General features: G+C 39.0%; 32 protein-coding genes and 3 pseudogenes. 15 read left to right on the top strand and 20 right to left on the bottom strand.

Annotation, left to right across the window (positions count from 1 at the left end; genetic code table 11):
* Positions 1-154: 154 nt before the first annotated feature.
* The 3 genes and pseudogenes from GS400_RS04240 to GS400_RS04230 all read right to left on the bottom strand — a co-directional run bounded on the left by GS400_RS04240 (position 155) and on the right by GS400_RS04230 (position 1,577).
* Positions 155-970 carry a cobalamin-binding protein gene (locus tag GS400_RS04240; protein WP_160099307.1) on the bottom strand — a complete coding sequence of 272 codons (816 nt, stop codon included), beginning with the start codon at positions 968-970 and terminating at the stop codon, positions 155-157.
* Positions 967-1,167 (bottom strand): hypothetical protein, encoded by a 201-nt coding sequence (locus tag GS400_RS04235; protein WP_160099305.1) that lies wholly within the window; start codon positions 1,165-1,167, stop codon positions 967-969. The genes GS400_RS04240 and GS400_RS04235 overlap by 4 nt, the downstream gene beginning before the upstream one ends.
* 13 nt (positions 1,168-1,180) lie before the next feature.
* Positions 1,181-1,577 (bottom strand): annotated as a pseudogene (locus tag GS400_RS04230) (VOC family protein).
* A gap of 79 nt (positions 1,578-1,656) precedes the next feature.
* Between GS400_RS04230 and GS400_RS04225 the strand changes: the two are divergent.
* Positions 1,657-2,361, top strand: coding sequence for a Type 1 glutamine amidotransferase-like domain-containing protein (locus GS400_RS04225; RefSeq protein WP_160099303.1), 705 nt, complete (start codon positions 1,657-1,659; stop codon positions 2,359-2,361).
* A gap of 48 nt (positions 2,362-2,409) precedes the next feature.
* On the opposite strand, the gene GS400_RS04220 is transcribed toward GS400_RS04225, so the two are convergent.
* Positions 2,410-3,396 carry an HD domain-containing protein gene (locus tag GS400_RS04220; RefSeq protein WP_370519745.1) on the bottom strand — a complete coding sequence of 329 codons (987 nt, stop codon included), beginning with the start codon at positions 3,394-3,396 and terminating at the stop codon, positions 2,410-2,412.
* A gap of 75 nt (positions 3,397-3,471) precedes the next feature.
* Between GS400_RS04220 and GS400_RS04215 the strand changes: the two genes are divergently transcribed.
* Entirely contained in the window at positions 3,472-3,912 is a 441-nt protein-coding gene (locus GS400_RS04215; protein WP_236561231.1) for a GNAT family N-acetyltransferase, read from the top strand.
* 21 nt (positions 3,913-3,933) lie between these two features.
* Here GS400_RS04215 and GS400_RS04210 read toward each other — a convergent pair.
* Positions 3,934-4,116 (bottom strand): annotated as a pseudogene (locus GS400_RS04210) (ATP-binding cassette domain-containing protein); the annotation flags it as partial.
* A 231-nt stretch (positions 4,117-4,347) separates the two neighbouring features.
* Here GS400_RS04210 and GS400_RS04205 point away from each other — a divergent pair.
* Both GS400_RS04205 and GS400_RS04200 read left to right on the top strand, forming a co-directional pair.
* Complete coding sequence (locus tag GS400_RS04205; protein ID WP_160099297.1) at positions 4,348-4,566, top strand: hypothetical protein; 219 nt, start codon at positions 4,348-4,350, stop codon at positions 4,564-4,566.
* Between the two features lie 73 nt (positions 4,567-4,639).
* Positions 4,640-5,155: a GNAT family N-acetyltransferase gene (locus GS400_RS04200; protein WP_160099295.1), complete on the top strand. Its 516-nt coding sequence runs from the start codon at positions 4,640-4,642 to the stop codon at positions 5,153-5,155.
* A gap of 110 nt (positions 5,156-5,265) precedes the next feature.
* Here the strand turns inward: GS400_RS04200 and GS400_RS04195 are convergent, their stop codons facing one another.
* Complete coding sequence (locus tag GS400_RS04195) at positions 5,266-5,688, bottom strand: universal stress protein (RefSeq protein WP_160099293.1); 423 nt, start codon at positions 5,686-5,688, stop codon at positions 5,266-5,268.
* Between the two features lie 272 nt (positions 5,689-5,960).
* On the opposite strand from GS400_RS04195, the gene GS400_RS04190 reads away from it, so the two are divergent.
* On the top strand, positions 5,961-7,418 hold the full coding sequence (locus GS400_RS04190) for a SulP family inorganic anion transporter (RefSeq protein ID WP_160099291.1): 1,458 nt from the start codon (positions 5,961-5,963) through the stop codon (positions 7,416-7,418).
* A 97-nt stretch (positions 7,419-7,515) separates the two neighbouring features.
* On the opposite strand, the gene GS400_RS20295 is transcribed toward GS400_RS04190, so the two are convergent.
* The 4 genes and pseudogenes from GS400_RS20295 to GS400_RS04175 form a co-directional block, all read right to left on the bottom strand.
* Complete coding sequence (locus tag GS400_RS20295) at positions 7,516-7,650, bottom strand: hypothetical protein (protein ID WP_255454157.1); 135 nt, start codon at positions 7,648-7,650, stop codon at positions 7,516-7,518.
* Positions 7,651-7,819: 169 nt separating this feature from the next.
* Positions 7,820-8,995: a chromate transporter gene (locus tag GS400_RS04185; RefSeq protein WP_160099289.1), complete on the bottom strand. Its 1,176-nt coding sequence runs from the start codon at positions 8,993-8,995 to the stop codon at positions 7,820-7,822.
* A gap of 82 nt (positions 8,996-9,077) precedes the next feature.
* Complete coding sequence (locus GS400_RS04180; protein ID WP_160099287.1) at positions 9,078-9,602, bottom strand: GNAT family N-acetyltransferase; 525 nt, start codon at positions 9,600-9,602, stop codon at positions 9,078-9,080.
* A gap of 15 nt (positions 9,603-9,617) precedes the next feature.
* A pseudogene (locus GS400_RS04175) lies at positions 9,618-10,149 on the bottom strand (GNAT family N-acetyltransferase).
* A 136-nt stretch (positions 10,150-10,285) separates the two neighbouring features.
* On the opposite strand from GS400_RS04175, the gene GS400_RS04170 reads away from it, so the two are divergent.
* A complete protein-coding gene (locus GS400_RS04170; protein ID WP_160099285.1) occupies positions 10,286-10,483 on the top strand; it encodes a hypothetical protein in 198 nt (65 codons plus the stop codon).
* 155 nt (positions 10,484-10,638) lie between these two features.
* Positions 10,639-11,037: a hypothetical protein gene (locus GS400_RS04165; protein ID WP_160099283.1), complete on the top strand. Its 399-nt coding sequence runs from the start codon at positions 10,639-10,641 to the stop codon at positions 11,035-11,037.
* A gap of 58 nt (positions 11,038-11,095) precedes the next feature.
* On the opposite strand, the gene cls is transcribed toward GS400_RS04165, so the two are convergent.
* Both cls and GS400_RS04155 read right to left on the bottom strand, forming a co-directional pair.
* Positions 11,096-12,601 (bottom strand): cardiolipin synthase, encoded by a 1,506-nt coding sequence (gene cls / locus GS400_RS04160; RefSeq protein ID WP_160099281.1) that lies wholly within the window; start codon positions 12,599-12,601, stop codon positions 11,096-11,098.
* Between the two features lie 216 nt (positions 12,602-12,817).
* Complete coding sequence (locus GS400_RS04155; RefSeq protein ID WP_160099279.1) at positions 12,818-13,810, bottom strand: nucleotidyltransferase domain-containing protein; 993 nt, start codon at positions 13,808-13,810, stop codon at positions 12,818-12,820.
* Between the two features lie 330 nt (positions 13,811-14,140).
* Between GS400_RS04155 and GS400_RS04150 the strand changes: the two genes are divergently transcribed.
* On the top strand, positions 14,141-14,794 hold the full coding sequence (locus GS400_RS04150; protein ID WP_236561122.1) for a YczE/YyaS/YitT family protein: 654 nt from the start codon (positions 14,141-14,143) through the stop codon (positions 14,792-14,794).
* A 302-nt stretch (positions 14,795-15,096) separates the two neighbouring features.
* Here GS400_RS04150 and GS400_RS04145 read toward each other — a convergent pair whose 3' ends face one another.
* On the bottom strand, positions 15,097-15,327 hold the full coding sequence (locus tag GS400_RS04145; RefSeq protein WP_160099277.1) for a DUF2553 family protein: 231 nt from the start codon (positions 15,325-15,327) through the stop codon (positions 15,097-15,099).
* A 266-nt stretch (positions 15,328-15,593) separates the two neighbouring features.
* Here GS400_RS04145 and GS400_RS04140 point away from each other — a divergent pair, with 266 nt between their 5' ends.
* The 3 genes from GS400_RS04140 to GS400_RS04130 are packed head-to-tail and all read left to right on the top strand — an operon-like array spanning position 15,594 to position 17,700.
* A complete protein-coding gene (locus GS400_RS04140) occupies positions 15,594-16,319 on the top strand; it encodes an SDR family NAD(P)-dependent oxidoreductase (protein ID WP_160099275.1) in 726 nt (241 codons plus the stop codon).
* Complete coding sequence (locus GS400_RS04135) at positions 16,319-17,347, top strand: S-adenosylmethionine:tRNA ribosyltransferase-isomerase (protein ID WP_160099273.1); 1,029 nt, start codon at positions 16,319-16,321, stop codon at positions 17,345-17,347. Before GS400_RS04140 ends, GS400_RS04135 begins: the two co-directional genes overlap by 1 nt.
* Positions 17,344-17,700: a VOC family protein gene (locus GS400_RS04130; protein ID WP_236561120.1), complete on the top strand. Its 357-nt coding sequence runs from the start codon at positions 17,344-17,346 to the stop codon at positions 17,698-17,700. Before GS400_RS04135 ends, GS400_RS04130 begins: the two co-directional genes overlap by 4 nt.
* A 221-nt stretch (positions 17,701-17,921) precedes the next feature.
* Here GS400_RS04130 and GS400_RS04125 read toward each other — a convergent pair whose 3' ends face one another.
* The 4 genes from GS400_RS04125 to GS400_RS04110 form a co-directional block, all read right to left on the bottom strand.
* Complete coding sequence (locus GS400_RS04125; protein ID WP_160099269.1) at positions 17,922-18,695, bottom strand: nucleotidyltransferase domain-containing protein; 774 nt, start codon at positions 18,693-18,695, stop codon at positions 17,922-17,924.
* Positions 18,696-18,730: 35 nt separating this feature from the next.
* Positions 18,731-19,234 (bottom strand): hypothetical protein, encoded by a 504-nt coding sequence (locus tag GS400_RS04120; protein ID WP_160099267.1) that lies wholly within the window; start codon positions 19,232-19,234, stop codon positions 18,731-18,733.
* Positions 19,235-19,356: 122 nt separating this feature from the next.
* Positions 19,357-20,280: a D-amino-acid transaminase gene (dat, locus tag GS400_RS04115; protein WP_160099265.1), complete on the bottom strand. Its 924-nt coding sequence runs from the start codon at positions 20,278-20,280 to the stop codon at positions 19,357-19,359.
* Between the two features lie 230 nt (positions 20,281-20,510).
* Positions 20,511-20,921: a hypothetical protein gene (locus GS400_RS04110; protein ID WP_160099263.1), complete on the bottom strand. Its 411-nt coding sequence runs from the start codon at positions 20,919-20,921 to the stop codon at positions 20,511-20,513.
* A 153-nt stretch (positions 20,922-21,074) separates the two neighbouring features.
* Here GS400_RS04110 and GS400_RS04105 point away from each other — a divergent pair, with 153 nt between their 5' ends.
* Positions 21,075-21,875 carry an aminoglycoside 6-adenylyltransferase gene (locus GS400_RS04105; RefSeq protein WP_160099261.1) on the top strand — a complete coding sequence of 267 codons (801 nt, stop codon included), beginning with the start codon at positions 21,075-21,077 and terminating at the stop codon, positions 21,873-21,875.
* Between the two features lie 171 nt (positions 21,876-22,046).
* Here GS400_RS04105 and GS400_RS20130 read toward each other — a convergent pair whose 3' ends face one another.
* Positions 22,047-22,139 (bottom strand): putative holin-like toxin, encoded by a 93-nt coding sequence (locus GS400_RS20130; protein WP_236561118.1) that lies wholly within the window; start codon positions 22,137-22,139, stop codon positions 22,047-22,049.
* 155 nt (positions 22,140-22,294) lie between these two features.
* A complete protein-coding gene (locus tag GS400_RS04100; protein WP_236561116.1) occupies positions 22,295-23,059 on the bottom strand; it encodes a C39 family peptidase in 765 nt (254 codons plus the stop codon).
* A gap of 99 nt (positions 23,060-23,158) precedes the next feature.
* Between GS400_RS04100 and GS400_RS04095 the strand changes: the two genes are divergently transcribed.
* Positions 23,159-23,725 (top strand): hypothetical protein, encoded by a 567-nt coding sequence (locus GS400_RS04095; protein ID WP_160099257.1) that lies wholly within the window; start codon positions 23,159-23,161, stop codon positions 23,723-23,725.
* Between the two features lie 42 nt (positions 23,726-23,767).
* Positions 23,768-24,430: a CPBP family intramembrane glutamic endopeptidase gene (locus GS400_RS04090; protein ID WP_160099255.1), complete on the top strand. Its 663-nt coding sequence runs from the start codon at positions 23,768-23,770 to the stop codon at positions 24,428-24,430.
* 40 nt (positions 24,431-24,470) lie between these two features.
* Here the strand turns inward: GS400_RS04090 and rarD are convergent, their stop codons facing one another.
* On the bottom strand, positions 24,471-25,406 hold the full coding sequence (gene rarD / locus GS400_RS04085) for an EamA family transporter RarD (protein WP_160099253.1): 936 nt from the start codon (positions 25,404-25,406) through the stop codon (positions 24,471-24,473).
* A gap of 150 nt (positions 25,407-25,556) precedes the next feature.
* On the opposite strand from rarD, the gene GS400_RS04080 reads away from it, so the two are divergent.
* Positions 25,557-26,015, top strand: coding sequence for a hypothetical protein (locus GS400_RS04080; protein WP_160099251.1), 459 nt, complete (start codon positions 25,557-25,559; stop codon positions 26,013-26,015).
* The last annotated feature ends 140 nt before the right edge of the window (positions 26,016-26,155 follow it).

Genomic DNA, 26,155 nt, shown 5'->3' with positions numbered 1-26,155 from the left:
AATCCCCCCTACAACATTAAAGCGTAAACGCTTTCAAAAATGTTTACAAAAAACTCTTATGATTATATTTACATATCGATCTAAATAATCCTGCGCAATAAACTTAATTTTCTGAATTTTTATTTTTGGTTAAGTGGTTTTATAGACCACTTAATCATTTAACTTGCAACAAAACATCTTCAAAAGGGCCTTGCGGAAAAATATCTGGGTGCAGGATCGCTGCTACCTTTTGAAGTCCAACTAACAACCGAGGCGATGGGCGACAGTAAAAAGCCTCTTCTAAAAGATGAATACGGTCATCTTGCACAGCTTTTACCGCTTCCCAACCTTCCCTTGTTCGTACATGATCAGGATCCATTTTACTCTCCTTCACACCTACCCAGACCATACAGACTACATCAGGATTTCGCTTATAAACTTCATCCCAATCTGTTTGAACACTGGCTTTATCTTCATCACCAAAAACATTTCGGGCTCCTGCTAATTGACTGATCTCAGTGAGCCAGTTTGTACCTCCAGGTGTGAACACAGGTTCTGGCCACCACTCCCAATAAAGGGATGGCTTATGATCAACCTTTTCCGCCAAATCCTTGTACTGTTGAATCATACTCTCATACTTCTTTACAACGCGCTCGGCTCTCTCCTTCGTCCCCGTATGCTCACCTACCTTTCGTAAATCCTGAGCAATTTCCTCTAACGAGTTAGGATTTAGCACAATATAAGGTAAGCCCCTTTTTTCTAATTCTTCAATGTTTTTCTCCATCCCAGGAACACTTAAAGAAGCAAGTACGAGATCAGGCTCCAAATCCTCTACTTTATCCATCCGAATCGACAAATCCGGGCCTAGCTTAGGCAAGTCTTGAACCGCTTCAGGCCAATCCGAAAAATGATCAACACCAACGAGTTGATCCGTTAACCCAAGATAGGCAACTAGCTCCGTATTACTTGGACAGATCGATACAAGTCTCATCGAATCACCTCAAAAGAAATATCTTCTGTTTCTTTCGTATGAGCAAACCATCTTAACACTTTATTGTGATGCGCAATAAGGTGGTCTTCTCGTAAATCCTCTGTATCAAAAGTACTGTGCGCCTTAGACTGAAAAACAGGCGCATCTCCTCGGAACATAAATTTTTGCATATCAATGACTACTAGCGCTTTCGTCATACCAGGTCCCCTCCTATTTCCACACTTTCATTCGTTCCTTAAGATTGGATGTATGTAACTCAAGCTGAGTTCCGTCAGGGTCTAAAAAATTAATTGACCATCCCTGTCCACGTTGCACGGGGCCACGAACAATGAGTACACCCTCTTGTTGCAAATACTCAACAGCATCCTGAAAATCTTTATCTAAAATAGAAAAGGCCACATGGTCCACACCTAGCTTTTCCTGTGATAACTCGGAATCTAAAGGCTTTTCAATTAAACAAACCCATGCGTCCCCCCCCCCACTCTAAATATGCATCCGATCCGCCTCGATGCACTAAAGTCATGTTTAAAACGTTCACATAAAAGTTCAGGGACCTTTCTAAATCTCTAACATTGATCGTAATATGATTAAATCCTTGAATTTCCATTAGAACATCCTTTATCATTTTCATAATATTATAACATTTCACTGATTACGAATTCACTTCAAAGGGAGGCTACAAAAAAATGAATATTATTGCCATGGGTGGTGGTGGTTTTTCCATGGAGCCTAATAACCCACGCTTAGATCGATATATCATTAATCAGTCAGAACAATTACGACCAAAAATTTGTTTTTTACCAACAGCTAGTGGAGATTCAGAGCAATATATCCAAAGGTTTTATACGTTTTTCAAGGAAGAAGACTGTGAGCCAACTCATCTATCCTTACTAAAACCTGAAGTAGCTGACAAAGAATCGTTTCTTTTATCGCAGGATATTATCTATGTAGGTGGTGGAAATACGCGTAACCTCATGGCCCTGTGGAAAGAATGGGAGTTAGATCGAATCTTAGAAAAAGCTTGGAAAAACGGAACCATTCTTGCCGGGATCAGTGCTGGTTCCATTTGTTGGTTTGATGAAGGACCTACTGATTCTGTGCCAGGTCAGGTTACCAAAGTAAAAGGATTAGGATTGTTACATGGGAGCACATGCCCTCACTATGATGATCCGGAAGAAAGCGGAGAAATGTACAGACATTACATAGCTAACGAGGAATTAAGTGCTGGCTATGCAATGGATGATGGTGCGGCTATTCACTTTGTAGGAACAGATATTCATAAAGCAATCTCCTCTAGACCTGAGGCCAAAGTCTATCATGTTGCAAAAGATGAAAATGGCCAAGATGTTAAGGAAACACCGCTTGAAATGGAATATATTACGATAGAATAACCATCATGATCAGGTTGCTTACAAAGACCCTGATCATGATGGTTTATGTTACGTTGAAAGTACTTTTACATAAGTGCCTTTCTCTGATTGTGTCTTTGCACGTGCTGTTGCTTCTTTTACTGATTGATTGATCTGAGAAACAGGCACGAGATTACCGTCCTTGATTTGAACAAGTGGGTCGATGTAACGAAGCTTACTATGCTGACTGTAATCATAATCATGTTCGTTATACTCGACCTCCACATTAGGATGGAGTTTCCCTAATAATTGCTGAACAGTTGAATCATCAGAGCTTTTCACCTTGTGTAGAAGTTCCTCATCGGTTAACAAGAAATCTTCCCTTGTAATTACTCCTCTTTGTAATGCCTCCTTCAGCGATTGGGATAAAACTTGATATCCATACACATTTAAAGGATGAAGGAAATAATCAATAACTTCCTTATAATAGAATCGGACAAACCACTCAGCTGCCCCATCGTCATCTACATAAACCTTTTCTCCATTAAACCGTAAAGACTTTAGTAAAGAATCAATATCTTTTTGATGCATCATCCCTTGTTGATTCATATCTCGTAACGTGTAATCAATTCGATCTGCACACAAATCTGGCAATGGTTGCTCAAGAATCTTCCAGTTCTCCTCATCCATTACCTTTGCTATATCTAAACCGTGCCTCTTCAGAATCTCAGGAATATCTGATTGAGAAATCACCTCTTCAAAAATCTCTTCATGATAATCCTGATTTTCATAATCCAATACAAAATCAATGACATGTGAAAAAGCTGTGTGTGAAACGTCATGCAACAGCCCTGCAGCTTGTTCGTCAACCGATCCCCCTAGCAATCGAATCAAAAGCATCACACCAACAGAATGATCGTACCGTGTGACATTCCACTCAGGATTCACTAAATAAGAAGCACCTCCTTGGTGAATGCCTTTTAACCTCTGAACAGGATTTGAAGTGAGAAGCTCCTGTAAAACTTCTTCATTTATATCAAAAGAACCATAAATCTTATCCTCGATATGCAATGGCATGTTCTCTCCTTTATGTACTGTAACAAAATGGTTTATCTGCTATGATGGTATCATATCACACGTCAGAATAGAGGGATCCTATTGGAAATCAAACATATTCCACCAGAAGATACATACCAATTAAGGCACCAAATTTTACGACCCAACCAAACGATCGAAGCGTGTAAATATCCTGCTGACCACGATCAATATGCTTTTCACATAGGTGTTTATAGTGTTGGAGATTTGATTAGTATTGCTTCCTTATACAAAGAAAAACACCCAGATATTAAAGGGGAACACCACTATCGTCTTCGGGGTATGGCTACACACCCAGAATATCGCCTACAAAAAGCAGGAACCCACCTCATTCATAAAGCAGAAAGTATTTTACGAGAAAGACAGGCAGATACATTATGGTGCAATGCTCGAACTACAGTGAGTGATTACTATAAAAAATTAGGTTTCCATGAAGTTGGAAATGTTTTTGACATTCATCCAATTGGTCCCCATATTATTATGGCTAAAGCGATTTAGGCTAATCCAGTCCTTTCATATTATCGTTATCGTGCCTTCATCAATAGGCAGAATACCTGTGATCATTTTGATTGTTGTGGATTTACCGGCACCATTTGGACCCAGAAATCCAAAGATTTTGCCATCAGGGATGGTTAAATCTAATTGATTGACAGCCTTTCTACTGCCAGAATAGCTTTTTGTAACGTTTTGAATTTCTATCATTTGTACACACCTTTTTTCGAGTCTGCTTTACGATCCCATTTACAAACCAGAACCAGAATAAGGTTACGGGAATCATGGCGATAATAAAGAACACGATTCCTGTCTTTTGTTTGTTATCCTTCCGCCCATGAGAAGTACTGTTTCATCATGATTTTAAATAAGGTAAGGGTATTACTCATGGTTGGTAAGCTCCAAGAAGATTTGTTCAAGGGTAGTTGGAATTGTTCCTTCATGTCACTCATATCACCATTAAACTCGAGCACTCCAGTGGACCTTAATAACCCAAGGCTTAACTGGAGTGATGAGCAACAGGTGTTTAAATCCCGATTCGCTCCGTTACTCACATTGCTTATTCAGGCAATCTCCTTTGGCTTTTTAATTTTAGTTGTTTGGAATCTATCATTCATCGCTATGAAAACAACCCAGAAACGATACCATTACTTAAGTTAAAAGATGTAAGTATAGACAAAGAAAATACTTTTAGATAAAGTACCACTAATATAGGTTAAGAGGAGGACATGAGATGGAGGTCAAACGTCTAGGAGCAAATGATGCAGAACATTACTGGAATTTACGGTTAGAAGCCCTACAAAAAAATCCTGAGTCGTTTATTACAACGTACGATGAAGCGATGCAACGACTAAAGCCTATTGAAACTGTAGCTGAACGCCTTAGTGATGACAGTGCTTTTACATATGGGGCTTATGACAAGCAGCAATTGTTAGGCGTAGTGACATTTATTCCAGGTAAACACAAAAAGTTTGAGCATAAAGGCGAGATTTTAGCAATGTATGTTTCTCCTGCTGCACGTGGAAAAGGCGTAGGAAAAGCGTTGATCAAAGCTTGTATCGATCAAGCAAAATCCTCTTCCATTGAACAGATTCAACTAAGTGTTGTTTCCACCAATAAACCTGCTAAACTTCTATATGAAGCGATGGGATTTGAACCATACGGAGTGGAGAAGAAAGCAATTAAGTTAGGAAAAGAACATTATCTTGATGAAGATTTGATGGTGTTGTTTTTGGATGAAGTACTGTAAGAGTGCTGAAATGCTTTCGACTTAGGAAACGATCAGGTCGAAAGCATTTTTTTGACTTGGAGTTTCTTTTTTTTTTGCGTTTAATTCTATTTTGCTAGACAGCCCCGATATTACTTCACAACCATCACAGGACAATGAGCACGTTTCATAACTTTGTGAGAAACACTACCTAATACAAACTCCTGCAATCCATTCAGACCACGACTTCCAATAATAATCACATCGTAGTCTTCATTGTTAGCATACTCAACAATGCTTGGACCGGGCTCGCCTTTTAATGTTTGATATTGATAGCTTACTTCTTTTCGATCAAATAAGTCTTCTATTTGTTTTACTCGTTGATGTCGTATATCATTGAGCCTACCTCGACTACTTCCTTCTGCGATAATATCGTGCTTAGAGGAAGATGGATCTATTACATATAAAAGAGTAATTCGAGCTCCCCCTTCAATTGTTGCTAAGTGAGCTGCTTTTTGTGCTGCGCGATAAGCATGTTCAGATCCATCGGCAGCTAATAATATCTTCTGAAACACGATAATTCCTCCTTTATGTACATACCTACATTTTACCACGTACGCGTGTGAAATTACTCACCTGAAATATTCAGACAAATAAATGTCACTTTTATGGAATCAGCATCTATGTACGAGCATATATGAGATATTCAAAGAATATGTCCAATTTATGCGCTTACATGCGATTATTTGATTTTTAAAATATGTGTTATACTCTCTCTCGTTGTGTTCGGTTAAGACCTTTGATGCGGTCAGGGGTCAGTTTACAAATTATAGAAAGAGGTGTTCTTTTGAACCTAGAAACAATTAAACAACAATGGTTTGGTAATGTGAGAGCAGATGTACTTGCCGGAATCGTAGTAGCTTTGGCACTAATTCCTGAGGCAATCGCGTTCTCCATTATTGCGGGCGTTGATCCAATGGTCGGATTGTATGCTTCCTTCTGTATCGCAGTTGTGATTTCCTTTGTTGGTGGACGTCCTTCGATGATTTCCGCCGCAACAGGCGCAATGGCCTTACTGATGGTAACACTAGTGAAGGACTATGGGTTAGAGTACTTGCTCGCAGCCACAATATTGACAGGAATCATACAGATTTTACTCGGCGTCTTAAAGGTCGGTAAATTTATGAAATTTATTCCACGCTCTGTGATGGTCGGATTCGTAAACGCTCTGGGTATTTTAATTTTCATGGCTCAGCTCCCTCACTTCGAAGGTGAAGGCCTTGCTATGTACGCAATGGTAGCAGGTTCTCTTGCAATCATTTATATTCTTCCACGCGTTACAAAAGCAGTTCCATCTCCTCTTGTTGCAATCATTGTAATGACAATTATTGCGGTTACAACAGGTGCTGGTGTGAAAACAGTTGGTGATATGGGGAACTTAACATCAGAACTTCCGATGTTCTTAATACCTGATATCCCATTAAACTTTGAAACATTAAAAATCATCTTCCCATATTCCATGGCTCTAGCAATGGTCGGTTTACTTGAATCTCTATTAACGGCTCAAATTGTGGATGATATGACAGATACACCAAGTGATAAGAACAAAGAAGCACGTGGTCAAGGTATTGCAAACGTGGTTGCTGGATTTTTTGGCGGAATGGCTGGCTGTGCGATGATTGGTCAATCCGTTATTAACGTAAAATCTGGTGCACGTGGCCGCCTTTCTACGTTAGTTGCTGGTGTATTCTTAATGGTTCTTATCATTTCATTCCAGGATATTTTAGTTCAGATCCCAATGGCTGCTTTAGTCGGCGTTATGATTATGGTTTCTGTTGGAACATTTGACTGGTCTTCTCTTACGAAGCTACACATTATGCCAAAAACAGATGCTTCTGTTATGATCGTAACGGTTGTAACTGTTGTCGTGACACACGACCTTTCAAAAGGTGTATTCGCTGGTGTACTACTAAGCGCAATCTTCTTCGTAGCGAAGATCTCAAACATTCATGTAGAAAAAGCAATGGATGTACAACGAAACGTACGTTTATATAACGTTCGCGGCGAATTATTCTTCGCTTCCGTGTCTGACATGGCTGACTTCTTCGATTTCAAAGAAGATACAGACTCTGTCGTAATCGACTTCAGCAAATCCCACGTATGGGATGATTCTGCTGTGGGTGCGATTGATAAAGTTGTTATGAAGTTCAGAGAGCAAGGCAAAGAGGTTGAAGTAATCGGCCTCAATGACGCAAGCTCTCAACTTGTTAGCAAATTAGCCGTCCACGATAAAGCAAATGGCTAACATGAACGATCATGAATAAGATGATGTAAAACACCAGCCCGGTTTGGGGCTGGTGTTTTTTATGTTTGATCTACTTTGCCTTTAAACTCTTATTCCATTAAAGCCCCCTTATGAGGAAGACTTGGAATCGAGATAATACGGGCTTTTCATCGCCTACCCGAGCGATTCCGTCACCTACCCGAGCGATTCCATCACCTACCCGAGCGAATACTGTCCCTTGCCAAGAGAACACAGCCCGCCGATCTCCACAAAAGTAACGGAACCACCCAGCACCAGCTTATACAAGATTACTGCCATATAACGGGATAAAATCCTCATAAATAACTAAAGAACAATAATAATGTTTCATTAGTTAAACCAAAAAAAGAACTAAATCCCATTCGATTCAGTCCTAACATCACTTATATCAATAATGAAATAACCACATTCCCTAACACAGTTAGGATTACGACCAACCATGCTGGAACTTTCCAGAAATACAACAGTGTGAACGCCGCTAAGCCTACGGCAACATCTTTACTTGAAGTAATCGCGCTTGTCCAGATTGGATCATATAAAGCTGCGATCAACAGTCCTACCACTGCAGCATTTACTCCAAGTAACGCTGCACGTACACGCTTCACTTTTCGTAAATCATCCCAAAACGGAAGTACACCAATAAGCAAGAAGAATGACGGCAAGAACATTGCAATCGTAGCAACGACCGCTCCTGATACGCCAGACATAACCGTTCCGATAAAGCTAGCAAATGTAAACATCGGACCTGGAACAGCTTGTGTAGCACCATAGCCAGCTAAGAACATTTCCTTTGAGATAAATCCATTTGGTACGACTTCTGCCTCTAGTAACGGAAGTACAACATGTCCTCCACCAAAAACAATCGAACCTACACGATAAAACGTATCAAAAATGGTTACATAAATTGATGAAGACCATGATGCAACAAAAGGAATCCCAATTAAGAGAATAAAGAACAAACTGAGCGAAATAATTCCTGTCCTTTTTTTATAAGTAAGGCCAACATCATTTCCCTGTGGAAGCTCCTTATTTTGAAATAACATAATGCCAACGATTCCAGCTACAATAATAAGAGCGATTTGAGATACTGCTGTTTGATAAAATAACAAAATAAATGCTGTAATCATCGCAATTGTTATCCGTGGGAGATCAGGAGTAAGCTTCTTCCCCATGTTCATAATCGCATGAGCTACAACCGCTACTGCAACAAGCTTTAATCCGCTTACCCAACTTGCCCCCTCAATACTCGTCCCATTGATCGCAAGTGCGAAAATGACAAGAGCAATGACAGATGGAAGCGTGAAGCCGATCCATGAACAGATCCCGCCAATGATACCTCCACGGACCATCCCGATTGAAATTCCGACCTGACTACTAGCAGGCCCAGGTAGGAATTGGCATAGTGCGATGAGATCAGCGAAGCTTTTATCATCGAGCCACTTCCTCCTTTTTACGTACTCATCTTGGAAATAACCCAAATGAGCGACAGGTCCACCAAATGATGTCAAACCTAGACGTAAAGATATAAGAAATATTTCTAAATAGGTTTTCAAGGCCACGTTCCTCCTAATTGCAAAATCCCCTTAAGTTTAAAAGAGTTTTAACAAATAGACAATACAAATATATTTCCTTTACAAATTCTTAATCAACTCTTACGTTGAGCTTTTTTCCCATAATGAGCATTGGGTCGTCTGTTGGGATCACTTGAGCTTCTTTTACACTTTCCCAACCTAGCTTTTCATACAAAAATCTAGCATCTTCATTCGCAGATCCGGTAGTAAGTACTGACGTTTGATGAGGTGCTTTATCTAAAAGACGTTTTTCAAGGGTAGAAGCAATTCCCTGACGACGGAACTCTGGTAATACTGCCATCTCAACAAATTCAAAACAATCATTTAACCAAGAATGAATTTCTTTATCTTCGAGAACAGATTCTAATTTGCTTCGGTAATATTGTCCTGATGTGGAACTAAACCCATAAGCAAAGCCCACGATTCGGTCATCACAAACCGCAACCCAACCTGTGTAACCTGGATAAGTAGAATGCTGCAGAAAACGTCCTCTAATTTCTACAGGGTCGCTTCCCTCGTAAACATTATGATAGATGTCTACTACCTCATTCATATGTGGAGAATCAATATCTAAAGGTAAGTATGAAATAATCATCTTGCATGCCCCTTTCTAATCTTTGTACTCGTTCCATTCTTCTTTCAACATACTCATTTCAATTAAGGACCAATATTCTTCACCAAATTTCCGAGCTTGTCTCAGCTTGCCTTCTTGTACAAACCCAGCCTCTTCATAAGAACGAATAGCCACTTTATTGAAATCAAATACTCCAAGACATGCGCGATTTAATTCTAAATCCTCAAAAATTATCCGCGCACATTGTCGAACCATCTCTGTACCGATTCCCTTTCCTAAGTAATTTGAATCTCCTATTAATACGCGTCCTATACGAGCATTGATTCGTTCGGTCTATTCTTCCTATCGAAATATGACCAATAACCTTATTAGACACTTCGTCTATTGCTTTATATATAAGTTTTGATGCACCATCCTGATTAGCGTCTTCTAAGTACTTATAAAGTTGTTCATCTGTTAGCGGATATGTAAATGAATGACCAGCCCATTGGTGTAAAAATGTGAAATCAGGTATCCATGAATATAATAGATTAAAATCATCTTTATTAAAGTATCTTAATTGAACCAATGCAAACTCTCCTTTTACGTGAAACTATATACCCTATTCCCTAAATTGTTTTTAAAATTACGTGTTTTTACGATTTTTGTAAAAATATTCTTTTTCTTATATGCTAGTACTATCACATGTACTAGGAGATGAAAAAATGGAAGTATTCATTGTACTCCTTCCACTCTTATCAGGGATAATTGGTTTCTTTCTTGGTGGACCTCTTGGAATTTTAATGGGAGCGATCTTTGGGTGTCTATTTTACATATGTATATTACTCACGAAACTATGGTTTATTGTCGAGGAGAAACAACTTGAAAAGGAATGGGAGGAAAAAATCTATGATATCGAATAAACTTAAGTCTTCACTTTTTGAATGTAAGCATAGCTTTCACTCTCTCTTATTGAGTAAATCCGTCACGTAATGTTCACACCTCTGTTCTATCTTGCCTTCGCAAAAATATGATAAAGTTAGAGATACTGATCTACTAAAATACGGGGGAATGCTCAATGAAATCATTAAGCCTATTACTACTACGCTTTGCTGGCTTGTTTGCAATGATCGGTGCTTTTCTAGGTGCCCACATGGCAGGATCACAAGGAGAAGCGTACGCATTAAGACCCATCCACGCTCATATTCTCGTGGTAGGATGGCTAACGTTATTTGCGTGGTCAGCTTTCTACCTATTGTTTGAAACACACTTTAAAAAACTTGCTTATACACATGCTTGGACAGGTATCATCGGGTCAACCGGATTAACTGCAGGAATGTGGTTATACATGGTCCGTCCTTTTGAAGTATCCGAAAGCTTCACCTTTATCTTTTACATCGGTGGAGGCTCTCTATTACTACTAAGCTTTGCTTTATTCTTAATTTTGACGTTTCTGGTGTCTCCTAGAAAAAGATAGAAAACAGATAAAAAGGACTGATGTCGGGGCATCAGTCCTTTTTTTACTCTCTGACCCACTACAATAACGGAGCAAATATCCTCGCAATGGCCTCTTTTGTTTTTTCTGATAAAGGTCTCTTCATAAATTGATCGTGATCCACTTTCATGGAATCTTTTAGATCTGAATGGTAATTTTGAATAATTTGCTCGACAGGTTGCCCGCCATACATAATGACATTGACTTCGAAATTCAAGTAGAAACTGCGTAAGTCCATGTTTGCAGTTCCAACTGAAACGGTATGATCATCCACAACCATAATTTTGTGGTGCATGAAGTCTTTCTCATAAAGATAGATTTGAATTCCATCTTCAAGCAATTCCGGAAAATAAGAATGCCCTGCATAGTACGTTAGCCAGTTGTCTGAAGGCTTTGGAATAAGGAGTTTCACTTCTAAGCCTTTTTGTGCTGCTATGCGTAATGCAGAATGAATTTCACGAGAGGGGACAAAGTATGGTGTCGCAATCATGACACGCTCTTTCGCACTATTAATTAGCGCATTATATACATCTCGCATAATCTGATGCTGATTATGTGGTCCACTTGGTACAATTTGAGCATCCGTATTATATTCCTCTAGTTCAGGGATTACGACTCGGCTGAACTCTTCAATGATATTTTCTTTCGTAATATACCACCAATCAATTAGAAAGATTAAATGGAGCTCTTTGATTGGCATCCCTTGAACAATAGTATGTGTATCACGCCAATCCGGAAACTTCTCAGAAATCCCTCGGTACTCATCACCAATATTCATACCGCCAACAAAAGCAATATCATTATCAATCACAATGATTTTTCGATGATTTCGGAAGTTAAAGGTTTGCGTAACCAATGCTGTTTTGATCGGCAAAAACACATGAACCTCAACGCCTGCTTCCTTCATTTTTTTCACGTCTTTTTGCTTTAGTTTCAAACTACCTGCTGAATCATATAATAGACGTACTTTTACGCCCTCTTTTGCCTTCTGTATTAAAATATTCATAATGTCGTAACCCGTTTCATCAGAGTTAAACAAGTAGTACTCCATATGAATAAATGATTTCGCTTCCTTAAGATGTTTCATGATTTCTGGAAAAGCTTCTTGCCCATTCGTCAAAATGTTAACATGGCTCTGGGTACGAACGGGTGTATCAGCGAGAGATTGAACCACTTTGCTCACAGCTTGTTGCTGTTCATTCAACCGTTCAGTAGCTCGTACTCTTGGAACAGGCTCCTCAGCATGAAAGACTTCCTGAGCTTTTCTACGTTTATCTTGAAACAGGATGCCTTGACGGGACAGTTGCCCGGAATAAATGTAAAAGAAATACCCGATAATCGGAACGAAAAAGATAAAAAAGATCCATAAGATCGTGTTCGTTGAAGAACGTCGCTCAAGCATAATATAAAATGAAATGGTGAACACTGCACCTATATAAATAAGTCCAAAGATCACCTGAAACACGAAACTTAACGGTATAAGTAAAATGAAAAAAAGAGCTATTCCTAGAATAGTCAATAACAGTAATTGAATATTGGGTTTCATGACTGATCTCCTTTAGCGTGCAGTCTTCATAGTTGAACCTTTCCCTGATGTATGGGGTGTGAAACAAACTCTTAGGACGAACAAAAGCGTAAGCGCCCATTTAGCAACGAAGGAGCTGGACGTGGCCCGCTCTCATTAAAAAGTTATACACAAACCATAAATTTTATAAATTCATAGACAAAAAAAAGAAGCTGCTTATAGATATGCAGCTCCCCATTATGACCCTTGCTCACTTTTAAGTTGGTCTTTAGCGTACTCCATCATTTTATCACCGATATCCAAGATTTGATGGATATCCTCTGGTTGGAGTGATACTAATCCAAGATCCTCTAATTGCCTCTGTAAAGCTGTTGGTAACTGTTTAAAGTACGATTCAAAATCTTCATCCTGTGAAGTCTCAAGCAAGAGAAGAAAAGCTTCACTGTATGACAACCAGAGATAATTATACAAATCACCTTCAAGCATTAAGCGGTCAGCTTTATTGTGCCAAATTTTATCTTGTAAATCTGAAATGGAAGGTAAATGTTCAAATCCAGCATTCTTAAGATACAACCTTAACGTTGTCATCGTGTTCGACGCTTCTTTTATATCTACTTCTTCTACAGGTCCAATTGGGAGTAAATCGACAATCTTAGGGAAGAAGTTAAGCTTTCTTAGCGTTGGCATCAGTGACCCGATAGATACACGATTCTCATATAAAAATTGATAAAGAAGCGCGGCTTCGGTCCATGCACCAATCGCTGCGTGTGTTGCAGCAAAATCTTTTCCAATGTTCATTTGTTTGATTGCGTAATCCTTACGACCTTCCACAATGGTCGTTACATCTCGGATCACGTCTTTTTGCCCCTGAATGGAACCGAAGTATGACTTCGACCACCCTTGCAGCTTGCTTAGCTCTCCATTCGTGTCTTTGATAATGACAGACTCAACTAAGTAGCGGTAGTGCCAAGGGTTATAGGAAAAGAGCTCTTTACTAGGAAATTCTAGAATAGACTTCACATCAATCTGAATAACTTCACCTTTATAAGACACATCATGCTTCCCAAGATACGTCTCACGGCCAGTAAAGCAAATCAAATCAATGTCACTAAAATCATCAGCTTCTCCTCTAGCTACTGAACCTATTAAACAAGCATACGTACAATACGACATCTCTTCTTGTACATACTTCTTCGCAATTTCTATTAACTCTAAATTTCGAGGACGCATATCGTATAACCCCTCATCTTAAAAGATTTTATCTATAAAGAAAATCAGTCTTGTTGTATGATTCATAGATCACAGAACAACGTATTCTAGTATATGTACTGCAATCATTTAACCGCCTTCTAAGCAATTCCACAATAATTTAAATTTTCCTTCCTCCTTTCTAAAAGTAGGTCTTATTGGATATAATATGTTTCATGATGGCAAAAAGATTTTATTTCAATTCTATTTGCCTTATTCTAATATAGAGACTTAGCTCAAATTGGTACTACTTATTTCTATACCCATTTAAATCTGATTCTAAAAGGGGAATTTGTAAAAAAGGAGTTCAACATGGAAAGAATCTCTCAAATGTGGCATCATTACTTCGGAAATAAGAGAAAGAAATTACAATTTCTACTCTATTTATTCGGGATCATAATCTCTAGTTTAGGATTAGCTTTATTAATCATATCCGCAGCGGGAGTCGCTCCTGGGGATAGTGTTGCAGTAGGGTTATCCGAACGATTCGATATAAAAGTAGGTTACTTTTTAATTGTCGGTTTTATTATTTTAGTTCTTGTGAATTCTTGGATCGAGAAGAAGAGACCTCGGTTCGAGTCCTTATTTCCTATCCTATTGCGTGGTGGAACATTAAACTTATGGCTCTACCAAGTACTTGGAAATATTCGAATGGATGTCTTATGGGCTCAGTGGAGTGTATTTACAATCGGTGTGATCCTGCTTGGTTTAGGAATTGGCATGTATTTACGAGCACCTTTTCCTCACATTCCAGTCGACCATTTTATGATGATTGTAAACGAAAGAACTAATCAGTCGAAACGATTTGTACGCATATTGTTCGAAGCTGCATTGGCTCTCTTAGGTCTTTTCCTTGGTGGTTGGGATGTAGTTGGAATAGGGACTGTTATTACAGCAATTTTCCTTGGCCCAATTATCCAATACTTTTATAACATCACAGAATTTGTTGAAAAGCTTAGTGAGTGAGCGTCATCTTTTGGCGTTCACTTTTTTATAGTCTAGGAAATTATAAAATGCGTGGCTTGTGTATAACTTTTTAATGAGAGCTGGGCCACATCCAGCTCCAGATCCCAGCAACGAAGGGACTTCCCTCGCCTCCGTTCGATAAGTCAACATCAAATTGTTTTACAATTTGTGTTTCCTTTATCTTACTACGGGCTCAGTCCAGTCCCTTCGTTGCTAAACGGGCACTTGCGCTTTTGTTCTTATCAGATGAAAAATAGATTGTCAGCCGAGAAAGGCCAACAATCTATTGAGTGATTTATTAATTAGCACCAACCCATCTCACAGCCCTCAACATACTGAGTGACAGGTTCTTGTTTTGGCTTAAGTTGAAAAATACGCTGATCTTCTGAAAGGAAACCTTGAAGAAGGATATACTCTTTTTGGTTATTGCGGAATGTGACTTCCCCAATTTTCGAACCATTCAAGAACAACTCGAATCCATCACCTTTCACTTTGCCAATGACTTTACTTGTGATATCAACCTTCTCAGTCATTCTCTTCCCTCCTTCATAAAATATAAGCATCCTTATACGTACTTCAAAGGATATTAATATTATTTTATCGCGAAAGGAAGCGAATAAGAACCACATCCTATTAAAATTTTCAAAATATTTAGTTTTTTTCATCTCCATCAAAAGTTGTATATTCTCTTCCTCCCTTTCTACGATTCAAAGTTCAATCCATGCTCTGATTTGTTTTACTCATAACATTTCTACAATAGAGTTACAGATTGAAAAAACAATACAAAGGAGCATGTCGTATGAATCATAAAGTTGTGGTTATTACAGGAGCTTCAAAAGGGTTAGGGAAAGCTTTAACACTTGAATTTGCTAATCGAGGAGCTAAGCTTGGAATTTGTGCAAGAGGTGAAGAAGCTTTACTGGAAACCAAAAATGAAGCTGAGGCACTAGGAGCTGAAGTGATAGCAGTATCTGCTGATGCTTCGAATCCAAATGATGTTGAGCGTTTTATATCCGTAGTGGAGGATCGCTTTGGTCGCATTGACACCTTAATTAATAGCGCATCTAAATTTGGGCATGGACCGTGTCTTCTTGCCGATTATCCACTTCAGCAGTTTGAAGATGTAATACGTGTGAATATATCAAATCCTTTCCTCGTTACCAAACGAGTTCTACCTGGAATGTTAGCTCGTAATTCTGGCTCAATTATAAATGTTACATCAGAAGCAGGGAATACAGGCTTTCGTGAATGGGGAGCTTATGGGATTTCAAAATTTGGTGTTGAAGGTCTTACACAAATTTGGGCAGATGAACTTGATGGAAGTGGTGTTCGAATGAATATGGTCGATCCAGGCGAAATGAACACTGACATGCATGATATTGCTGTTCCAGACTGTAACTATGAATTAGCAGACCCAACTGAGCGTGTAGATGTATTTGTATATTTAAGCTCTGATGATTCTTCCCATGTAAATGGAGAACGCCTTCAAGCTCCATCATTCTCTCTAGAAAAGAGTGATGCATAATGGGTGTTCCTTATTCTTTTGACATACCAGAGTCTTTAAATGCATCTATTCCTGCCGAGCTCCGAACTGGTGCACGAGATCACGTAAAACTTATGGTACTTGATGGTCAAGGAATCACTCATGATCATTTCTTCAATTTGGAACAATACTTTCGTGAGGGTGATACGCTGATCCTCAACAATAGCCGCACGATCCCACCTGTTTTAAAAGCAAAACAAGGACATCATGACATTGAGGTACGACTTTCACGTAAAGTCTCTTCTCATGAGTGGGAAGCCTTACTCATTGGAGATCTCATTCAAACGAACACGCCCATTCGTTTTCAAAAAAGTGGCGTTGAAGCTACCGTGTCAGGACTGGGGAGTGAACCTCCCCTTGTTGTCCTCTCATTTTCATTAGAAGGAACTGAATTATTCGATTTTATTTATCGTTTCGGTACACCAATTCGGTACGAGTATATTGATACTCCTTGGCCACTTGAGATGTACCAAACCGTTTATTCATCTGTCCCAGGTTCCGTTGAAATGCCCTCTGCAGGTCGAGCTTTTTCATGGAGGTTGTTGAAAAAACTTAAGGAAATGGGTGTCCAAATTGGCTATGTTCAACTGCATACCGGATTAAGCTATTACGAACAAAATCGCTGGCCAAACCCCAAAGCACATCCTGAAGCATTTCACGTTTCACAGGAAACTGCACACCTAGTGAATGAGACTAGAAAAAGTGGCGGACGCGTTATCGCAGCAGGCACTACAGTGGTTCGAGCACTGGAATCCTGCATCAATGATGATGGGAGACTGAGTGCTCACCATGGAATAACACGGCTATATGTTGGTCATGGGTATCAAGTTCGCTCTGTAGATGGCTTGCTGACAGGTTTCCACGAACCCGAAGCTAGTCACCTCGATATGCTCACTTCCTTTGTTAAGAAGGATATACTGATGAATGCATATCAAAATGCTTTAAGGAAAGGTTACCTTTGGCATGAGTTTGGAGACATGAACCTCATTTTACTTGGTGATCACTCATGATGAAGGTGCATCATGTAGGGATTCACGTGAGTGATTTAGAGCGATCCTATCGGTTTTATAACGAGTATTTTGGTTTTCAGGCTGGCGAACGATTTTCTTTGGGAGAGGAATCCATTCTCTTTTTGGAAAAGGGAGAAGTGAAGCTTGAACTGTTTGCAAGTGAATCACAACCTGTGCAGACTGAGAACCATTTGTGTTGTCAGGTGGAAAGTGTAGATGAGTTGAGGGTTGAGCTGAAGCAGAAAGGTCTCTTCCCTAGAGAAGGTCCTATTGCAGTAGGGAATGGTTGGAGAACTGTATTCTACGAAGGCCCTGATCATGAGATGATAGAAGTCTTGGAAGTTAAAAGGTGAAAGTTCTCTCTTGAGAGAGGGAGCTTTCACCTTCTTGCTGAGATTAATGATGGTATGGGAAATTTAGGCGCACCTTTAATGGCTTGGGCGTCACTCAGACAGTTGCTCCTTCACAGCATATACCACATGCAATATATCACTCAGCCGCTTCACTTCCACTCGATAACCATGCCGCTCAAACCAGCCACTTAGTTGTGACCGCAGTCCATAGTACTCATCATTTATTTTCCCCATGTATGTTGAAGGGTTTCTAGAAAGAGCTGATTAAGCTGAGGTGTGATCTCCTTTTTCGTTGTATCTTGTGCTTGAATGTATGTTTCGAGATGCTCAACTTCTCTTTCTATAAAAGCATGTAAAATAGGACTACGATCTACATATATTTGCCCATCTTGACTCTTTTTCACTTCTTTCAAATAATGAAGGGCCTGTTTTACACCAGGATGTAGTAACAAATCATTTAACAGCTTATCAAAATGAATGGGAGGTGCCTTTTTATAGGTCTCAATCCATTTACACATCAAGATCGGACGCAATACGTGAAGATACTTTTTCACTTTTACCTCATCTTGCATTAGATAATCTTTCACATTCCCTTTTGCCATGTGAAAATAATGAAATAGCACTGGAACTGGTGAGAATACCTCAACCTCCAATTGTTTAATCGAATTTAAGAAAAAAGAGTCAGAGATGTAGACAAGTTCTGATTGCAACCACTCAAACAACGGTGGATTTGATTTCCGGAACAGTTTCAGTGTTTTTTGCAGATCCCATCCATTCATATCGAGTAAATCATCTACAGGCAATTCAATCACATCTCGCTGCTGATCAATAGATAAATACCACACTGGTTTATGTATATAAATAAATCGAATATCATAATCACTTCGAGGGGCATGTAGTCCGTAAGCTCGACTACCCGCATCACAAGCGTATAAAACTTTGACGTTATGCTGTTTTTCAATTTGCTCGATATGGTGAAGGATATGATCTTTCACCTGTCTCACCTTCTTTTTTCTTTTATTGTTTCTGTTTATCTGTGATAGAATTCATTTGCCTTTTCATAGACACGGCCCTCTAATCTACTAGCTAAACTTCCACTATCATACAAGTACTTTTCTGGAGCAAATTCTCCCCAAGGCTCCACCTTTGTTGGGATCTTATGGCTGATTACGTCGTAGCCTAAAGTAGCCCGAAGATCTAACGTAAACATTATTGGACTTACAAAAGCTTGCTTTCCATATTTTGAGTCCTCGGTAGTATGATGGCAGAGTACACCTCCATACACCTCAACTTTCATACTAGAGAGAGTCTCGTACCCTGAAGTCATATACGAGCAAAAATATCTTGGTTCTTCTTTCTCTTCTTCAATAACAGTGGAAACAAAATCGTCATCTTCATATGTATCTTTAACATAATCCCCGATCGCCTCATCGATTTCCTGAAGATCCACTAGGACTGGAGTTGAACTACCCTTCTGGTTACACCCAACTAAAAACAAAACCAAAAACACAGATAAAAATAAAGCCCGTTTCATACTCTCTCCCTTTCCTATTCACATTCATAATATTAGATTTTGAGGTATTTTCAGGAAATAGGCAAGGGGCTATCGATTGAAAAACCCCACCAAGCTATCAAAATAGCCTAGTGGGGTGTATATTAATTCGCATCAGCTTGTGGCTCGGGCTCTTCGAAACCTGGTCGCAAAACCGTTTCAAAAATGGATCGATATTCTGGGATCCCAGCATCTTGTTCATATGCTTGTTGTAGTTGACGGGTTATTACACCTGGTTTCCCATCAGCGATGAACTTATCATCTACTTGTGTAATTGGCATAACCTCTGCTGTACTACTTGATAAGAACAATTCATCCGCTTCTTGAATGTGCTCAAGGGTGAAAGGAATTTCCTTAAACGGAATATCAAGCTTTTCACAAAATTCCTCAATACGCATACGCACACAACCATGCAAAATGTTCTTTGTAGCAGGGTGTGTATAAATTGTACCGTCCTTGACTAAATAAGCATTTGCAGAACTACACTCCGTTACTTTCCCTTCTTTGTGTAGGATCGCTTCGAAGCTTCCTTGCTCTTTTGCCTCTTGCTTCGCCATGACATTTGGTAACAGATTCAAGCTCTTGATATAGCATAGTTCCCAACGAATATCAGGGTGCGTAATGACAGAGACGCCTTCACGCATTGGTTCTAGCTTACGTGGTACGTCTTTCACATAAGCGTAGAGATTCGCTACAACCCCTTCAGGAAAGACGTGATCTCTAGGAGCTGAGCCACGTGTGATTTGAAGATACATTTTCGCATCTCCCGTTACATGGTTCATCTCTAACAATTGATTCAGCTTTTGATACAGCTCTGCCTTTTCAAATGGAACCTCTATCTTTATAGCTTCAGCTGAGCGATACAGTCGCTCTACGTGTTCATCCATCAAGTAATATTCACCATCATATATTCGGACAACCTCGTACACACCATCCCCGAATTGTAAGCCTCGCTCTTCAAATGGATAGTTAAGCTCTTCGTTGTTCACATATTCCGTTTGTGTTAAAACGTATGGTTTCATTGTCATCATGCATCCTCCTGTCTGAAAGGGAGTATATTTTATCCTATTCCAACTATTGTTTTAATGTACACAAATATAGTTCACAATAGTTTATCAAACCTTCTCCCTTATGTGTATCATCAAAAAGTCATATGTTGTAATACAATTGAAATACCCTTATAGTAACGTGATCACACATGAATTGGTATTTAAACAAAAAAACGCTGGACCTCACTTACAAGCCCAACGTTTTTTATTTACGTATCAACGGAATGCTTCCTTCTATAATGGAGTTTTTTAATACCAAACGCTATCCCTCGAATCAATACATACACACCAAAAAAAACAAAGAATCCAACAACACCAATGGCTGCATCATCAAACTCCATATTCCCGCTTCCTGTAATTCCTTGTTGAATTTCTAGAGCAAACACAAATACAAGAACCATCGTAAATGTATATATAAACGAGATCGCTGTAATACTCCATTTCGAGAGAACACGAAAAGCAATATGTACCAAGAGGAAGCTTAAAAATCCAAAGAACCCAACAATCCAAAAATGAAGTTCTTTATCGGTTAACCCTAATCCAAAGGTCTCAGATAAATATAAAAACAGATCATGAAATGTATCTACGATTTTGGCTAAAAACAAAATGACATCCTTCATAACATTCACCTCAATATAAGCTTAAGTTGTTCATTATCCCGCATTTTCACATTTTAAACTTCTTCTTCATTAAATATGGAAATCTCTTCTAGTAGCTTTTCAGTTTATATGATAAAGTTAAAGATAAACTTTTCGAATAGGGGGGATAGTGGAATGAACGCTTTACCAATACATCAATCATTTGTCGACAAAGTAATTGAAAAAACCAAACAGGATCAGCGTCTCGTTGGCGTAGCTATGGGAGGCTCTTGGCTCTTCGGGGATATGGATGAATTTTCGGACTTGGATTTTGTGATTGTGTATGATCCTAAATACAAAGAAGAGATCATGCATAACCGTGACGCTTTTGCAGGTCAGTTCGGCGATTTATTATCCTCTTTTACAGGTGAGCATGTAGATGAGCCTCGTTTAATTGTATGCTTATATAACGATCCTTTGCTACATGTTGATTATAAATTTATTACACTAGATGAGCTCTCGGTTCGCGTTGAGGATCCTGCTATTTTGTGGGAGCGAGACTCTGCTCTTTCACAAGTAATCGTGCAAACAAAAACTTCATTCCCTTACCCAGATTTTCAATACATCGAAGACCGTTTTTGGCCATGGATTCATTATTGCTCTGTAAAATTAGGTCGTGGAGAAATTTTCGATCTCTTGGGAACAATTCACTTTTTCATGAACCATATTATCGGACCTATGGTTAAAATCAAAAACGGATATAAACCAAATGGAACTCGTCACTTAGAAAAACAAGCTGGCGAATATTACGATCGCCTCGTAGCTTGTGCTCCAGCTCATGATGAAAAGGATTGCGCAGTAGCACTACTCACTATAGTTGAGCTTTATGAGGAGTTAAAAGAAGAACTAATGGATGAAACGATTCAACGAAATGATCGGACAAAGCAGGTCTGCGAAGCCTATTTGAAAAGCATTACAAATAAGATTTTGCAGTAGAAGTGGGACCACTCGACGATTTCGTTCAAGGGTGGTAATATAAAAGTAGAAGAATCATACAATAAAAAAGCGACCGTAGCAGCAACTACGATCGCCCAAAATAGTGTTCCCTCAAGGGGATCAGCCTATTGGAATAAATAGACCTCGCCCGATACGCCAATATTAGGGGGTCTATTTATTTTGGTCTTTTGTTAACTCAACAATAAGCTTCACCACAAAACCTAACAACCCAACAAGAAACATACCTGCTGAAAACAATATCATTAGGATATGGTAAAGTTCTATAGGCCACACCCCCTTTCTTTTGGGGATATAGCCGACCGCCCTAATATCGCGAACACTATTTGCCAACTAGTATAACACAATGCTTTACCAGTTCATTCCTTCTATAGAACTATTCCTCTTGCTTTCCTTCATCATTATCCCTTCTGAATCACAATCGCCTGACGCCCCATCTGATCCCAACCACGGATAAATGCCTTTTTATTTAACTTTCGGTGCTTTGTCCCCGTGAGCGGATCGTTAATGTAAACGTTGTGTTCATCAAAGCCTGTAATGACCACCGAATGTTCATGATAGGTGATATCAACTGGACCATCCTGGGTTTGCCACTTCATCCAATGCTTTTTAGATAAACGATCAAAGCTTGAATTTTGGATCACCCATACAGGAACCCCTTGGGATACATGCTCCAAAATCACGTTGAAACTTTTCCCGGTTAAGTCTACAGCTCGGTCTTTGGCATACACCTGTGCAAGCTGGTGAATAGGCTTATGATAAACACCTAGTCCTGGCTTTTGAAAACTGTACATATCACCTACAAAGCCACGATTAGGGTTCCCGAACTTCACTTGGCCATTTTTGACTTGATAGGGTGTGGGATCTCGTTTTACTTTTTTGGCAAGTTCATTTTTTCCTACATTAATCCCGTTATGCTGTAGAATCATAGCGAGACTCGTGACCTCACATCCTCTTGGAAGTTCCGGCATTTGTCGGATGATCGGCACATCAAGTTTGATTGAGGTAGATAAAGGTTGGGTGAATCGACTTGCCGTAAACTTGTAGGTTTTTTGTGTTAGTGATATTTTGTGGATAGCGTGATCACGTGAAGAGCGTATGTTTTCTGCTTGTACCTGAGTAAAAAGGATTGTGCATATTATGTAACTTATAATGACTGACTTCATGCCCTTCACCTCCATTTAGATGTTGCATATAGTTTTCCCGAGGTATTTAGCATTATGAAAATTGGGTACAAATAATAACAAAATGAAAGGAGGCTAATCATGAAGCGAAAAAATTATTTAGATCAATTTTATACCGTTGATGAAGAGTCTGGGGATTACATTATAGAAATAGCGATTCAAGAGTACGATGACATTTTTAACAACTGGGACTCATCAGTTTATAACATTCGTGACCTTGACAGTAGTTTAAAGGCTTTTATTGAGGAGTGCTCCCGAGATATTGATATTAATAAAAAGATATCCTTACGTTTTAATATCAGAAAAGAAACAAAGGATCCAGAGTTAGAAAAGACGATCTCTAATGGGATCCGTAACTTCTTTGAGTACTATTGGTACATAACGAAGCGCCGACTTCGAGAACGTAATAAGAAAGCTATCATGTTTATTTGTGTTTCTTCATTATTTACAATTACATCCTTCTTATTGAAGAATGATATCGATCCGAAATTATTCCAACATTTTATCTTAGAGAGCCTTACCGTTGGCGGCTGGATATTCATGTGGGAAGCTTTTTCCTACTTGTTTATTCAAAGCAATGACGAACGCAAAAAGAAAAAAGAATACAAAAGACTCATCAAAGCACCTATGCTTTTCCGATATAAATAGTTGTAGAATACGGTAAACCACTTCTCACTCGGAGGATAAGACATGTATATACTATTATTGCTTTTTGGACCAACTCTCATGATCTTCCTAGGACTCCAGGTCATGAGTAGTGTTCCTCTTACGTTCATCCTATTTTATGGATGGCTATTGTTTCTTCCTTTTATAGAACGAATGTGGATAAAGAATGAATCATTTCAATTGGCAACTTCATATATGGGATTTAAGCAAAACTCTCAATCTATGAAATTAGGTATAGGAAGTGGCGTCCTGGCCTTCATCTCCATTTTTGGAGGGCTGGCGTGGCTACAAAAATACGTTATAAATGTTGAAGAGTTGTTGATACTACTAAAGGAATGGGGATTTTCCGGTAACATTGTCCTATGGCTCATTCTGATTCTTGTTGTAATCAATCCAATTCTAGAGGAACTTTATTGGCGAGGCTTTATGCATCAAAAGTTATCATCACACTTTCATACATACATCGTCACCTTATTTACTGCCACTTTTTATAGCCTTTATCATTTTTTATCGGTTATCCCAATGTTCGAGTGGCCATGGAATGTATTTTCTGTAATTCCTGTTTTTCTAGCCGGAGTATTCTGGAGTTATATGAGGCAAAAATGGAATACGATTGTTGGCGGGATTATCAGTCATGTTTTAGCTGACTTAGGGATTATATTTGTTTATTTGTTTTTTGTGGCCTAACTGACCATAAAAGAGGTCCAAACTAAAAAAGATTGGACCTTTACCGTAAAATATTAAAACCTCTAACCTTCGTACTTGTAGCGACCCGAGGTGACATCAACCGTGTCTTACTGATTGTATAAAGCAAAAGCGCTGTCCATATCAATGTAAAAGAAACCAAATGAACATTTGTAAATGGCTCACCGTACAAGAAAACCCCAAACAGCAGCATAATCGTTGGAGCAATGTACTGCAAGAAACCTACCATCGATAACGGAACGCGTTGTGCTCCGCTTGCAAATAATAATAGTGGTATAGCCGTCATAACCCCTGCTCCAATTAATAGCCAAGTGACGAGTGGGGAAATGGTAAGTGATCCTCCCCCACCCCAGTGTGTATTCGCTAGGAATAACAAGGCAACGGGTGTAACGATCATCGTCTCAATCGTTAGGCCAAACATCGCACTCAGCTTAACCGTCTTCTTCAACAATCCGTACATCCCAAAGCTCAAAGCTAAGAAAATTGCTACCCATGGTACCTGATGAAAATGATAGATAAGATTGCCAACTCCTAATGCCGCTAGGAAAAAGGAAACATACTGAACCTTCGTCAATTTTTCTTTCAACACAATCATTCCAAGCACGATACTTACGAGCGGATTTATATAATACCCCAAACTCGCTTGAACGACGTGATCAGAGTTCACTCCCCATATATAAGTAACCCAGTTGATACTGATCATAATTGATGCAAGTGTAATGCCAATTAATTTCTTTTTATGTTTTACAATATCCTTACACTCTGCCTTGAATTTCGACCAGTTCTTTGTGAAAAAGACGATGCCCAGCATAAACAAGAATGACCATACAATACGATGGGCCAAAATTTCAGCTGCCGGAACAACCTGAACCATTTTCCAATAAAGAGGCAATATCCCCCACAACACATAAGCTCCTGCTGTATAAAGAACGCCCAGTTTATATTCTTGCTGACTCATATATTTAAGACCTCGTTTCCCCAAGTTCAATTCTCTTCACACAGTATAAAATATGATCCTTGATAAGGAAATGAATTTATTTACAATATTAAGAAACTTATTCTGAATCAAATCGTAAATATACATAAGAGATTAAGAAAGGAGATGGATATGAGACGTTTTATCTACTTTGCCTTATGGATGGTTGTAATAAGTATAACTTTATATTTCGGCACAAAATTACAATTTCATTTTAAACAACAAACCGAGATGACTTATAATCCAATTCCTCAAGTCATATTTGGAACGTTATTCCCTGTATGTATTGGGATATTGTTAAAGATCCCAGGTATATGGGATCAAAGAAAACGAACAAAATGGGGAGTGGATTGGGCGAAATTAATAGTAGTTGGAGTACCTTGCCTCTATTTCACCCTAGGTCTAATCTTAGTTTATACATCCATAATTCCTATTCTACCTTTATTATCCTATGCTACGAGCTTTGGGTTTCCTATGCTTCATATCGTGGCAGGCATTGTATTGGGCTATGTTTTATTAGATAGCATACGTATTCCCAAGGTTGAAGAGACAAGTAAAAATGACAGTAGCACCTCGTCAAAATTCATTTAATAATAACCCCTGAGTGCAGTTAGATGCCACTCAGGGGTTATTTAATTTAGTTTGTTTCCTCTTAAACTCCTTATTCCATTACAAAGTCATACAGAAAAAAAACTATTCATTTCAGCATAATTTCCTGATATTCACAGAAA

Source organism: Pontibacillus sp. HMF3514 (assembly GCF_009858175.1).
Taxonomy (GTDB): Bacteria; Bacillota; Bacilli; order Bacillales; family BH030062; genus Pontibacillus.
The sequence above is the reverse complement of the archived record's forward strand: the minus strand, read 5'-3'. Positions and strand labels throughout refer to the sequence as shown.